The organism is Streptomyces sp. NPDC031466, from assembly GCF_055581265.1.
Window position 1 is genome coordinate 74,558 of sequence record NZ_JBVIJT010000004.1, and the last position, 12,859, is coordinate 87,416.

Annotated in this window: 9 protein-coding genes and 1 pseudogene; 3 read left to right on the forward strand and 7 right to left on the reverse strand. The window is 70.5% G+C overall.

Features of this window, described 5'->3' with window-relative positions; all coding sequences use genetic code 11:
• Positions 1–12 precede the first annotated feature (12 nt).
• The gene (locus tag ACZ5GP_RS09245) at positions 13–999 is read left to right on the forward strand and encodes an acetylxylan esterase (protein WP_468750227.1); all 987 of its coding nucleotides are present in this window, start codon (positions 13–15) and stop codon (positions 997–999) included.
• Positions 1,000–1,267: 268 nt separating this feature from the next.
• Positions 1,268–1,429, forward strand: coding sequence for a hypothetical protein (locus ACZ5GP_RS09250; protein ID WP_468750228.1), 162 nt, complete (start codon positions 1,268–1,270; stop codon positions 1,427–1,429).
• 257 nt (positions 1,430–1,686) lie between these two features.
• Here ACZ5GP_RS09250 and ACZ5GP_RS09255 read toward each other — a convergent pair whose 3' ends face one another.
• The 3 genes from ACZ5GP_RS09255 to ACZ5GP_RS09265 are packed head-to-tail and all read right to left on the reverse strand — an operon-like array spanning position 1,687 to position 5,392.
• Entirely contained in the window at positions 1,687–2,613 is a 927-nt protein-coding gene (locus ACZ5GP_RS09255) for a carbohydrate ABC transporter permease (RefSeq protein ID WP_468750229.1), read from the reverse strand.
• Positions 2,610–3,713, reverse strand: coding sequence for an ABC transporter permease (locus ACZ5GP_RS09260; RefSeq protein WP_468750230.1), 1,104 nt, complete (start codon positions 3,711–3,713; stop codon positions 2,610–2,612). Before ACZ5GP_RS09260 ends, ACZ5GP_RS09255 begins: the two co-directional genes overlap by 4 nt.
• Positions 3,713–5,392 (reverse strand): extracellular solute-binding protein, encoded by a 1,680-nt coding sequence (locus tag ACZ5GP_RS09265; RefSeq protein ID WP_468750231.1) that lies wholly within the window; start codon positions 5,390–5,392, stop codon positions 3,713–3,715. Before ACZ5GP_RS09265 ends, ACZ5GP_RS09260 begins: the two co-directional genes overlap by 1 nt.
• Positions 5,393–5,797: 405 nt before the next feature.
• Here ACZ5GP_RS09265 and ACZ5GP_RS09270 point away from each other — a divergent pair, with 405 nt between their 5' ends.
• Positions 5,798–8,668: a glycoside hydrolase family 3 C-terminal domain-containing protein gene (locus tag ACZ5GP_RS09270; RefSeq protein WP_468750232.1), complete on the forward strand. Its 2,871-nt coding sequence runs from the start codon at positions 5,798–5,800 to the stop codon at positions 8,666–8,668.
• A gap of 113 nt (positions 8,669–8,781) precedes the next feature.
• Here the strand turns inward: ACZ5GP_RS09270 and ACZ5GP_RS09275 are convergent, their stop codons facing one another.
• The 4 genes and pseudogenes from ACZ5GP_RS09275 to ACZ5GP_RS09290 form a co-directional block, all read right to left on the reverse strand.
• Positions 8,782–9,795 (reverse strand): LacI family DNA-binding transcriptional regulator, encoded by a 1,014-nt coding sequence (locus ACZ5GP_RS09275; RefSeq protein ID WP_468750233.1) that lies wholly within the window; start codon positions 9,793–9,795, stop codon positions 8,782–8,784.
• Positions 9,796–10,727: 932 nt separating this feature from the next.
• Entirely contained in the window at positions 10,728–11,000 is a 273-nt protein-coding gene (locus ACZ5GP_RS09280; protein WP_468750234.1) for a hypothetical protein, read from the reverse strand.
• 630 nt (positions 11,001–11,630) lie between these two features.
• A complete protein-coding gene (locus tag ACZ5GP_RS09285) occupies positions 11,631–12,131 on the reverse strand; it encodes an HIT family protein (RefSeq protein WP_468750235.1) in 501 nt (166 codons plus the stop codon).
• Between the two features lie 160 nt (positions 12,132–12,291).
• Positions 12,292–12,562: pseudogene (locus ACZ5GP_RS09290) on the reverse strand (AfsR/SARP family transcriptional regulator); the annotation flags it as partial.
• Between the last annotated feature and the right edge of the window lie 297 nt (positions 12,563–12,859).

Sequence of the window (12,859 nt, forward strand, 5' to 3'; positions counted from 1 at the left end):
CCAAGGATCACCATGTCTGAGACCGTCCTCGCTTCCGACGCACTCCGCGACCACCGTCCGGAGTTGTCCCTCCCCTCCGACTTCGACGCCTTCTGGCAGAAGACCCTCGATGAGGCCCGCTCCCACGGCGGGGCCGTGCGCACCGAACGCGTCACCGGGCAGCACCTGCTGCACACCGTCGAGGTGGACGACGTACGCTTCCCCGGCTGGAACGGCGAGCCGGTGGCCGCCTGGCTGCTGCGCCCGCGCGGCGACGCCGAGGGGCCGCTGCCGGTGGTCGTCAGCTACGCCGGGTACTCCGGGGGGCGCGGGCTGCCCACCGATCATCTGCTGTGGTCGGCGGCCGGTTACGCCCAGCTCGTCGTCGACAGCCGGGGGCAGGGGCACGACACCCCCGACCGCGGGGAGGGCGACGCTCCCCAGTGGGTCGGGGGTGTGATGACCCGGGGCATCGACTCCCCCCACCACCACTACTACCGGCGTCTCATGACGGACTGCGTGCGCGCCGTCGACGCCGTCGCCGAACTGCCGGGCCTGGACAGCAGCCGCATCGTCGCGGCCGGTGGCAGCCAGGGCGGCGGCCTGGCCCTCGCGGTGACCGCGCTGGCGTCGGAGAAGGTGGCGGCGGCGCTGGTGGACGTGCCGTTCCTCTGCCACTACCGGGAGGCGACGCGGACCAGCGAGGGCGGCCCGTACCTGGAGATCGTCGAGTACCTGCGCCGGCACAGCCCGCACCTCGTCGAGGAGACCTTCGCGACGCTCGACCACTTCGACGGCGTCCACTTCGCCACCCGGGCGACTGCTCCGGCCCTGTTCAGCGTCGCGCTCATGGACCCGATCTGCCCGCCCGCCACGGTGTACGCCGCGTTCAACCACTACGCCGGGCAGGACCGCACCATGTCCGTCTGGCCCTTCGGCGACCACGGCGGCGGGTACGGCCGCAACACCGCGCGCCAAGTGCGGTGGCTGCATGAGCAGGGGCTCTCCCCGCAGCAGTAGCAGTCGCCGGAACAGCGGGGCCGGCCGCCTCCGCCACGGGCGCCCTCCGCCGCGAGACCGGCGCCAGCCGTGAGCGGCTGACCTGGGCGCAGTCCGCCCGCACTGACCGACCCGGGTCGGCGTGCAGCGTGACGTCGCTTCCCTCGCGGACGAGGACGGGGATGCGCCCGCCTCGTATACCGGCGCCACCAGTACGTCGAGGCCGAGCAGAAACAGGGCGTCCCCGGCTTCCCGGGTCGGCCACGGGTGGGTGAGGAGGCAGCCGTCCGTGTCCCGTACGAGGTCACCCATCCTGGGCCAGTGGAAGAAGTCGCAGACGATGACGGACAGCGGTCCGCGCCCCTTGTACTGCCGTGAGGCCGCGAGGAGTTCGTCCTGGGTGTACGCGTCGAGGATGGCGGCCGGCGTGTCGCCGGCGGTGATCCAGTAGCCGATGCGCCCACCCGCGTCGGCGTCCACCCGGGTCGTGGCTGCGGCCAGCTCGACGCGCGGCGGCCCGCACCCGGACCGCGTGCGGGCCCCACGGCTCGACGCGCAGGCGGTCTTGGGCCGTGCGGCGCGCCATGCCGCCTGCGCGGATTGCGCACGCGACTTCCTCTGGTCGCTTCGGAGGCCGGCCCGGGTGGTGGCCTGGGTGGTGGTCCGGATTCCGGTCCGGATGCTGGTTCACGTAGGCGGCGAGGGCCCTCAGCCCTTGATCGCGCCGGTCAGCATTCCCTTCTTGAAGTGGCGCTGGACGAACGGGGAGGCGACCGCGACGGGGATCAGGGCCAGGACCATGACCGCCATCTGGAGGCCCAGGGCGGATAGCTGGCCGGTGCGCACGGCTTGCTGGAGGCCCGTGGGCATCTCCGTGTTCTTCTGGACCAGTTGGATCAGGATGTTCTGGAGCGGCAGCATCTCGTGGTCGTTGAGGTAGATGGAGGCGTTGAACCAGGCGCTCCAGTAGCCGACCGCGTAGAACAGCGAGATGACGGCCATCACCGCTCGCGACAGCGGCAGGACGATGGTCAGCAGGATGCGCAGGTCTCCTGCCCCGTCGATGCGGGCGGACTCGCTCAGTTCGGGGGAGATGCCCATGAAGAAGGCGCGCAGGACGAGGATGTTGAAGACGCTGACCGCGCTCGGCAGGACCAGCGACAGGTAGTTGTCGGTGAGGCCGAGCGTCTGCACCAGCAGGTACGTGGGGATGAGGCCGGCCCCGAAGAACATCGTGGCCATGATGGTCATCAGGAAGAAGCGGTGGCCCAGGCTCCCGGGCCGGGACAGGCCGTAGGCCGCCAGAACCGACACCGTCATCGAGAACAGGGTGCCGAAGAGGGTGACGCCCACCGAGACCATGATGGCCCGGCTGACCTGCCCGCCGCTGAGCAGTTCGGTGTAGTTGACGAAGGTGATGCCCCGGGGGATCACCACCAGCCCGCCGACCTCGTCGATGACCTGCTTGGGCGAGAGACTGGTGACGATCACGATCCACAGGGGGGCCAGCACTCCCAGGCAGCAGAGCACGAGGAAACCGCTCTTGGCGGTGAGTCCCACCTTGCTCGGGGGCTCCTCCCACACGGGCCGGGGCGGTGCCTTGAGGCTGCGGATCAGTTGGGTGTTGAGGCTCATTTCTTGTACACCCCCTGCTCGCCCAGCAGGTGGGCGAACTTGTTCGCGCCCAGGACGAGGGCGACTCCGATGAGGCCCTTGGCCAGGCCGACTGCCGCCGCGTAGCTGAAGTCGCCGTTCTGGATGCCGATGTTCCACACATACGTATCGAGGACTTCGCTGGCTCCGGCACCGACCGCGTCCCGCTGGAGGAGGTACTGCTCGAAGCCGACGCTCAGCGCGTCGCCGACCCGCAGGACCAGCAGCAGGGCGATCACCGGGCGCAGTGCGGGCAGTGTCACGTGCCACATGCGCCGCCAGCGGCCCGCGCCGTCCATGGCGGCGGCCTCGTAGAGGTCGGTGCTGACGGCGGACAGTGCGGCGAGGAAGACGATGATGCCCCAACCCGCGTCCTTCCAGACCGCCTGTGCGGTGACCAGGTACTTGAAGAGGTCCGCGTTCGTCATCAGGTCGAAACCGTCCCAGCCGTGTTCCTGGAGAGTCTGGGCGACGATGCCCGCGCCGCCGAAGACCTGCTGGAAGACAGTGATGACCAGCACCCAGGAGAAGAAGTGCGGGAGGTACATGATCGCCTGTGCGACGGCTCGCACGCGGGGGCGGAGCACGGAGTTGATGAGCAGCGCGAGGGCGATGGGGATCGGGAAGAACAGCACCAGTTGGAGCCCGAACAGCAGGAGCGTGTTCTGGGTGGCGTCCCAGAAGAGAGGGTCCTCGACCATCCGCGTGAACTGCTCGACGCCGATACAGGGGCTCTCGAAGATCGCCGCGAGGCCGTTGCTGCCGATGTACGGGTCGTAGTCCTGGAAGGCGGTGACGTTGCCCAACAGCGGGACGTAGTGGAAGAGCAGGAGCAGGAGGATGACGGGCAGGGTCATCAGGATGAGGGTGCGGTCGCGGCGCAGGCGCAGCCGCCAGGGCACCTTGCCCGTCGCGCTCTTCCGCTTGCCGCCCTTGCCGCCCTTGCCGTTCGTGCTCGGGGCGCCCGGGGCGCGCGCGGCCCCTTCGTGCGGTGTCGCGTCCGCGGGGGCGCCGGAGGGCGGCTCCCCGACGGCCGCGGGAGCAGGGGCCCGGCCCGGCCTGCTCCTGGCGGTGAGTGCCATCAGTTGCCGCTGCCGTTCTTGTCGAAGAGCTCCTTGTACCAGTCGCGCAGCTTGTCGCCGCCGGAGGACCTCCAGGTGGAGATCGCGGCCTGCACGTCGGCCAGGCTCTTGTTGCCGCGCACGAAGTCGAGCTGCAACTGCTCGTGCTGGGAGGCGATGTTGGCGTACCGGCTGGGCTCGATGATGTTCATGCCGTACGTCGACGTCTTTTTCATGAAGGCGCCCATCCGCTGCTGCCACTCGACCTGCTTGCGGGCGATCTCGGGGAGGTCCGGGTGGGCGATGAAGGGGGCCGGGGCGCCGAGCATCGGCCAGGCGTTGATCAACTCGCTGTTTCCCTGCGCGGTCTTGACGGGAGTGCCGTCCTTGACCGTGTAGTGGGTGCCTTCGGTGCCGTAGTCGACGAGCATCCGCTCCTTGGTGCCGTACGGCGCGGCGGCGAAGTTCGCGGCGGCCAGGGCGTTCTCCACGACCTCCTTGGGGGCATCCTTGCGGATCATCGACCAGATACTGGCGGGCGAGGACGCCCACAGCTTCGGGTTGCCGCCGTCGGCGCCGAAGATGTCCATGCCCTCGATCCTGAAGTCGGTCTTGGTGGCGCTCTGTTCGGCGGACAGCGTGTACCAGTGGGAGTTGTCGCTGTTGAAAGCCAGGATCTGTCCGGCGGTGAAGCGCTGGATGGGGTCGCCGGAGCGCGCCTTGTCGTCGGGGTGGACCACGCCGGCGGCGAACAGCTTGCGGGTCCACTCCAGGGACTCCAGGTACTCGGGCCGCTCGATCTGGAACCGCACCTTGCCGTCGTCGTCGATGTTCCACCCCGGGCAGACGCCGAAGATGCTCGCCGAGATCCAGCTCATGTCCCCGCAGGCCCACACCTTGGCCCTGCTGCTGGTGGCCTCTTTTGCCCAGCTGAGGAACTCGTCGGCCGACTTGGGGGCAGTCCAGCCCTTCTTGTCGAAGATGTCCTTGCGGTAGTACGGCACGATTCGGTTCGCGGGGGCCAGAGGCATCGGGATGCCGCGCAGCGCGCCGCCGAAGATGCTCATGCGCCAGGCGTCGGTCGGGATCGCGGCCAGGTTCGGGTACTTCTTGACCTTGTCGCCCGCCAGGTAGGGGCCGAGGTCCAGGAACTTCGAGGTGACGGCCTGCCGAATCTTGCCGCCCATGTGGTAGTCGGCCAGGACCATCACGTCGGGCAGGGAGCTGGAGGCGAGGACGGCGCCCACCTTGTCGGCATAGGTCATGCCGTCCTGGTTCTGCCAGGCGACCTTGGTGCCCGCCGCCGCGTTGACCGCCTTGTAGTAGGCGCAGTCGGGCTTCGGCGGTGTGCCCCACAGCGGGGACATGATCTTGAAGGGGGTGCCGGTGCCGAGCTTCTGGGGGACGGAGACGACGAGGGCCGCGAGGTCGACCTTGTCGGTGTACCCGGCCGCCGAGCCGTTCTTCGCCGGGATGTCCGGCTGGGCGACCGTGCTGGGGACGTAGGCGGGGAGCAGCTTGGCGGCGTCCTTGGCCGAGGTGGCGCCCTCGCGCTTCGTGTCGCCCCCCGATCCGCCGCCGCACGCGGCGAGCAGCGGCATTCCTCCGGCGACCGCGGCGGTGGCGATCGCCGTGGAGGCGAGGAAGCTTCTCCTGCTGGGTCCGGTGCTGGTCCGGGGGGAGGAGGAATTCGGCGTCATGGCGTCAACCCTTCGTGGCGCACCGGGGCACCCGTCGGCGGAGCGGCGGTTCGCGCGGTGTCGTGACTGGAACTGGCTGAGCTGAGCGTGCTCGGGAGATGGCCTCGGGAGCCTGCTCGGAAGGTCCGTGAAGCTGCTGGGACTGAAGCGGGTGAAACTGCTCCGAAGCGAACATCCGACCAATGTCACGCGACGTGAATCGAAGCGCTTCAATGTTGCTGCGAGATTAAGTGAACACCCATAGGTGCACAAGAGTCGCTCCGAACTTTCCCCAACGGGACGCGGAGCCCTTTCTTTGGGCTCCCACGGATGCATTGGCGGCTGTCCCTTGACAGTCACCTGGGTCTGTACGGAGCATCGAAGCGCTTCGCATCCATTGCCTGCTCCAGCTCAAGGGGACCCCACGTGTCTGCCGAAACGACGTTCGCTTCGCTGCCCTTCCGCGATCCGCAACTGCCCGTGGCGAAGCGCGTCGACGACCTTCTGTCGCGACTCACCCGCGAGGAGAAGATCGGCTTCCTGCACCAGTTCGCGCTCGCCGTGGAGCGGCTCGGCGTCGCCGCGTTCCGCACCGGTCAGGAGGCGCTGCACGGCGTGGCCTGGATGGGTGCCGCGACCGTCTTCCCGCAGGCGGTGGGCCTGGGCGCGACGTGGAACACCGATCTCGTACGACGGGTGGGCGACGCGGTGTCCAGGGAGGTCCGCGCGATGGCCGCCGGCGACGACCGGGTGGGCCTCAACGTCTGGGCCCCGACCGTCAACCTGCTGCGCCACCCCCTGTGGGGCCGGAACGAGGAGGGCTACTCGGAGGACCCGAAACTCACCTCCGCCATCGCCACCGCCTACACGCACGGACTGCGCGGCGACGACCCCGCGCGCTGGCGCACCGCGCCCGTCCTCAAGCACTGGCTCGCCCACAACAACGAGACGGACCGCGCCGTCATGTCCGTCTCCGTTCGTCCGCGCGTGCTGCACGAGTACGACCTGCGCGCCTTCCGCGAGACGGTCGAGGCGGGGGCCGTCGCCGGTGTGATGCCGGCGTACAACCTGGTCAACGGCCGCCCCAACCACGTGTCGCCGTACCTGCGCGAGCACTTGCGCACCTGGACCGATCAGGACCTGCTGGTCTGCTCGGACGCGGGCGCCCCCTCCAACCTGGTCGACGCCGAGCACTACTTCGACACGCACGAGGAGGCGACCGCCGCCGCCCTGCTGGCCGGCGTCGACAGCTTCACCGACCACGGCACCGACGGCTCGCAGATCGCCGCCCGCGTGCAAGGCGCCCTGGAACGTGGCCTGCTGACGGAGGCCGACCTCGACGCGGCAGTGCGCCGTCAGCTCTCGGTGCGGGTGCGCCTGGGGGAGTTCGACCCGGAGGGCGACACGCACGCGGCGGCCTTCGACACCCCGGCCCACCGGGCGCTCGCCCAGGAGGCGGCCGAACAGGCGATCGTCCTGCTCAAGAACAGCGACAACCTGCTGCCCCTGGCCCCCGGCGCGCGGGTCGCCGTGGCCGGTCTGCTCGCCGACGAGTGCAAGCTCGACTGGTACAGCGGCACCCTCCTGCACCGCAGCACCCCGCTGTCGGGGCTGCGCGAGCGGTTCGGCGCGGACCGGGTGGAGTACGCCGAGGGCGTGGACCGCATCCTGCTGAAGACCTCCGACGGCCGTTTCGTGCACGTCCCCGAGGCGGCCGCCGACGGCGCGGCGCGCGGCGCGGAAGGCGCCCTCGACCCGGCACTGCTGACGGGACGGACGGACCTGCCCGCGCTGACCGTCACCGCGCAGGGCACCGAACTGTCCCTCGTGGACTGGGGCGAGGGCGTGCTGACCCTGCGCGCTCCCGACGGGCGCTACCTCTCCGTCGCCGAGGACCACCGGGTCCGGGCCTCCGCCGACCAGCCGGGCGGCTGGATCGTACAGGAGACGTTCCGCCTGGAACCTCACGAGCGCGGGCACCTCCTCCGACACCTGGGGACGGGTCATCTCCTCCATGTGGCTGCCGACGGGCTGAAGGTTGCCGCCGACGGCGAGGAAATTTCCGGGACTTCCGGGGAGGATGCCGGGGAAGTCTTCGAGGTCGTGGTCGTGGAGCGCGGCGAGGACGCCGTGCAGCGCGCCGCCGCGCGGGCCGACGTGGTCGTGGTGGTCGCGGGCAACGACCCCCACATCAACGGACGCGAGACCGAGGACCGTACGACCCTCGCCCTGCCCGCCCACCAGGAACGCCTCCTGCGGGCCGCCCGTGCCGCCAACCCGCACACGGTCCTGGCGCTGGTCTCCTCGTACCCCTACACGCTCCCCCACGCGGAGATCCCCGCCCTGCTGTGGACGGCCCACGGCGGCCAGGCGGCGGGCACGGCCCTCGCCCGGGTACTGGCCGGTGACGTCTCCCCCGCCGGACGGCTCCCGCAGACCTGGTACGCCGGGGACTTCGACCTGCCCGCCCTCAGCGATTACGACATCATCGGCAGCCGGCAGACCTACCTCTACTTCGAGGGCACGCCGCTGTTCCCGTTCGGGCACGGCCTGTCGTATGAGTCCTTCTCCTACGACGGCCTCCTCACGCGTGTCGAGGACGGCACCGTGCACGTGTCCTGCACCGTCGTCAACACCGGCGAGGCCACCGCGGACGAGGTGGTCCAGCTCTACGGACGGGCCGTCGAGTCACCGCTGCCCCGACCGCGCCGGGAACTTCTGGCACACCGGCGGCTGTCCCTCGCGCCCGGCGAGGTGACGGAGGTCGCCTTCGAGGTCCCGGTGCCGGCGTTCGCGTTCTGGGACGTGGCGCTGGGCCGCGAGCGGGTGGCGCCGGGGGCGTACGAGATCCTGCTCGGCGCGTCGAGCGAGGACATCCGGCTCACCACGACCCTCCACCTCAACGGCGAACCGGCCGCACCCCGGCCGGTGACGACCGGTGGCCTGGAGGCGGCGGACTACGACGAGCAGCGCGGTACGGAGCTGGTGGACCGCACGAAGACCTCGGGGGACGCCGTGACCCCGGTGGACGACGGAACGGGCCACCTCGCCTTCTGGGATTGCGACTTCGGGCCGGGGGCCGCCGTTATCACGGTAGAGGCCGCGGGCGAGGGCGGGGTCGAATTCGCGCTGGGCGACGGCCCGGTGCTGGCGGCGCTCGACCTGTCTCCGGGTACGGCGGGACCGTACGCCTACACGACCGTGAGCGCGCCGGTCGCCGTGCCCGCCGGAGTACACGAGGTACGACTCACGCTGCGCGGCGGGATACGGCTGGCGCGGGTCGGGTTCTCCGGCTGAGGGCCACAGGAGGCGGAGGGGCACCGGACGGGTGCGGGAGCGTGGCCGGTGCCAACGCGGGCAGGACCTGCGCAGACGTTCGGGATCGGGTGTTCGGGGTCGGGGTCCGGCGGTCAGGCCCCGGCGGGGGCCGGGCCGCTGCTGGCGCGGACGACGAGTTCGGGGGCGAGGAGGAGGACCTCTTCCGCGGTGTCGCCCTCGATCTTGGCGACGAGGCGATCCACGGCGTGGCGGGCCATCTCCCGGGCCGGGACGGTGACCGAGGACAGCCGGACCGAGGCCTGGAGGGCCACCTGTTCCGGGCAGACGGCGACGACGGAAATGTCCTCGGGGACGGCGCGCCTGTCCTGGCGCAGCAGACCGAGGAGGGGTTCCAGCGCCTGCTCGTTCTGTACGACGAAGCCTGTGACGCCGGGGCGTTCGGTGAAGATCTGGCCGAGGATGCCCGCCATCGCGGCGTACCCACCCTCACTGGGCCGGTACAGCACGCCGAGCCCCAGCTCGCGGGCGCGGGTGCGCAGGCCGTCGATGGTCCGCTCGGCGAAGCCGGTCTTGCGCTCGTACACGGCCGGCGCCTCGCCGATCACGGCGATCTGCCGGTGCCCCAGGTCTGCCAGGTGCTGCGCGCACAGGGCCCCGGCTTCGGCAAAGTCGAGGTCGACGCAGGTGAGGCCGGTGGTGTCGGCGGGGAGACCGATGAGCACGGCGGGCCGCCCGCTCTCGCGCAGCAGCGGCACGCGGGCGTCCTCCAGTTCGACGTCCATGAGGATGATGGCGTCGGCGAGACCGCTGCCGACCACCCGCTGCACGGCGGCGGGCCCTTCCTCGCCGGTGAGCATCAGGACGTCGAATCCGTGCTCCCGTGCATGGGTGGCGACGGCGATGGCGATCTCCATCATCACGGGCACGTACATGTCGGTGCGCAACGGCATCATCAGCGCGATGATGTTGGACCGGCTGCTCGCCAACGCCCTTGCCCCCGCGTTGGGGTGGTAGCCGAGTTCCTGGATACTGCGCTCCACCCGTTGCTTCGTCACCGCGGAGATGGTCCGCTTGCCGCTGAGGACGTAGCTCACGGTGCTGGCCGAGACTCCGGCATGCTGGGCTACTTCGGCGAGGGTGGCCATCGGACTCCAGGTGAATAAGCGCTTCGACAGCGCATAATACGACGACAATTGTGGCTGAACCCGCACAATAGACGGACCCGATGGCACCTGTCCAGGAATTCATCGAAGCGCTTCGACCGTGCACGTGAAGCGGTGGACCCTGACGTGCAATGATCGCTATGTCCGCTATTGCCACCTGTGCCGTGGTCGCTCTCGCCCTGCTGCACCTCTCCATTTTCGTGCTGGAGATGTTCCTGTGGACCGACCCCCGGGCCCGGGCCGGACCAGCGGGTCCTCAGGTTCCGTCATCCACCCCTTCTAGCGAACTCGTGGATGTGGGGGTGGGCTTCCAGCCTGATTCACCCAGACAGGCACCAGGACAGAGTCCTTCCTGGCGACGGCGCTCGGACGGCTTCTGATGGAGCTCCTTCGCGACGGCGAGTGCCTGGCCGGTGCGCCGGACCACCGCGTAGCGCACCTGCGGGACGGCGGTGGTGCGGGCGGCGCGCACCCCCAGCGCACCGCACCACCGTGGTGCGCTCCTCTATCCCACACCCCCTTGACCACGACCTGATCGCGAGCCGAAATGGGCCGTGTCAAGGGGAAACGTACTTGGTGGCGGAGCTGGTGAAGGGGGTGTGGCGGAGCCGGATTAGGGGGTCGCACGCGTCCGGCCGCACCGGGCGAGGGGGCGTCGGCGGCGAGCGTACCGGTGCGGCGCGGACATCGGGTGAGGCGCACCGGCACGTGCGGGAGTGCCGGCCTCGTCGCAGGGGTGCGGTGCCGGGCGCCGTGGCGCACCATCGTGGTGCGCACCACGGTGGAGTCCACCGTCGTCCGGCGCACCGGAGTGGAGTCCACTCGGTGGACGATGCCCTGCATCGTCACCACAGCCAGCCAGGCGTTGGGGTGCCGCGCCGGGGCAGGGTCGGGCATCGCGGCGCCCGTCCGCGTTACACCACGGCGACGACGTCGACGGCCGCCAGGGTGACGTCGACCACCGGCCGCACCCGCGCCCACCCCGCCGCGGCCGCCGCCCGCGCCCGCTGCGCCAGCCGATCGATGACATCAGCAGCGATCGAGGCGATGGCCCATTCCCGCCAACGCATCCGCAGCTCGAACAGCGGCCGTATGCCCTTGCGCTTGGGCGGGCGTGTCCGGTCGGCGGCCCGGCAGGCCAGCCCACAGCTGGCCCACTCCCCCGGCGCGTGCCCGTACTCTTCCACGTACTCGGCAGTGAGGACGAACAGCGCCTCCTCGATCTGCTGACGGCGCGTGGACTCCCAGCCGACGAGATCGTCGTCGGCTGGGAGCAGTAGAACCGGGTCGGCAAGCCATCCCTGTACGACTTCGGCATGACCCGCACAGAGCGAGAGCAGTACATCTGGAGCGAGACCGAGGACAGTGCCCGGGTCCGCTGGCAGCCCCTGAGCCCTCCCCCCTCCGGCGTGCGCCCGGCCGCCTGACCCCTCCCTGCCCGCGGCATGCCGGCGCAGTCCTCGTGCAGCCAGGCCGCCGGTGACTGGCCCTGCCCAGGGCAAGGTGGTGAAGCGACGTCGGGCGGGTGGGAACGTCGGGGCGGTCTGTGAGGCTATGGGAGGACGCTGGCGAGGGCAGAGAGGGCGCGGAGTTCGGGTGTGGCGCGGCCGGAGAGCGGCCCTCCACCGTCTTCCGGGACCGCCTCAGCGACGCCGAACACATCCGCGGACATGGCGGCCACACATCGTCTGGGACGACCCCGAGCACGACGGCACGCCGCAGGTGTCCGTCTGCCAGGACGGTGAGATGGCCCCGGCGGCCGCCGAAGCGCTCGACGCGCTGGCCGCTGTCACCAGTCCGAGCCCGAGCGCACCGCCCTACGGGCCGGTCCCGCCCGCCAGCAGTCCGTCCAATTCCGCGGCGATCGAGGCCCGGAGCTCGTCGTGCCGGGCCGCCAGCGCGTACCGCTCATCCGTCCAGTTCTCGCGCGGGTAGAGCCAGACCGGCAACCGCACCAGATCGGCCGGTTCCCACGCGTACCGCGGCCAGACATGCGCGTGGAGGAACCCGTCGGTGTTGCCGAGGATCTCCAGGTTCACCCGGCGGAACTCCGCGTCGAGGCGCCGGCAGGCCAGCTCCACGGCCTCCCCGAGCGCGTCCATGTCGGACAGGAACGCACGCCGCTTCGCCTTCGGCAGGTCGGAGAGCCGCTCCACGTGTGGCTCGTCGACGAGGAGGACCGAGTAGCCCGGCAGGAACTGGACGTCACCGATCGCGGCGAATCCGGCCGTCAACCGCCGGAGCACAGTGGGGTTTTGGCCGGCGAGCGCGCTCGCTATGCGGTTCCCGCGCCAATCCCCGTGGCCCTCACTCGTCATGCCGTGTCACATCCATTCGTACGCCGCCTGTCGGGGCCCCATCCTCACCCACGCCCGACACCCACCACTCGCCCCCCCTACTTCGGGTCCGCGCCCTCCCCGAGCGGACAACGGTGCTGTGCGCTCAGCATGGATGCCATCTTCCGTGCCCGGAGAGCGGCGTCCTCGGCGAAGGTGAGCCGGTATCCGGTCGGCGTACTCGCGATGACCTCGGCGCCGAGCTGCGACCGAGTCCTGGAGACGACGACCTGCAGAGCCTCCCCCGGGCGGGTCGGCAGCACGTTCGGCCACAGCCCGGCCACCAGCCGCTCCGTGCTGCACCCCGTACGCACGTCGTCCGCGAGCAGCGCGAGGAGAGCGCGCAGGCGTGGCGCGCTGACCTCCTGCCCACGGCAGGCCACGCGCGGCAGCAGTATCAGGGCAGGGGTCACCTCGTGCAGGGCAACGGGGGTATGTCAGCCCACCGTTGACGCGGACGTCGCCCTGTCCGCCTTGCGCAACTCGCGCCCGCACAACAGGCCGAAGTGATCGGGACGGATGAAGGCGCCCTCGATGAGGGGGAACGCAACTCAATGGGCCCTCCACCGAGTCCCGTTCAGCGCACGCCCACGCCCGCTCGGCACGGTCGACCGCGTGAGATGATCCACCCCGCCCACAGCGCTCGATGCCCCATACACGTGTCCCGCTGACACGCGTCCACCTGCTCGTGTGCCTGGGGGGCGAGCGAC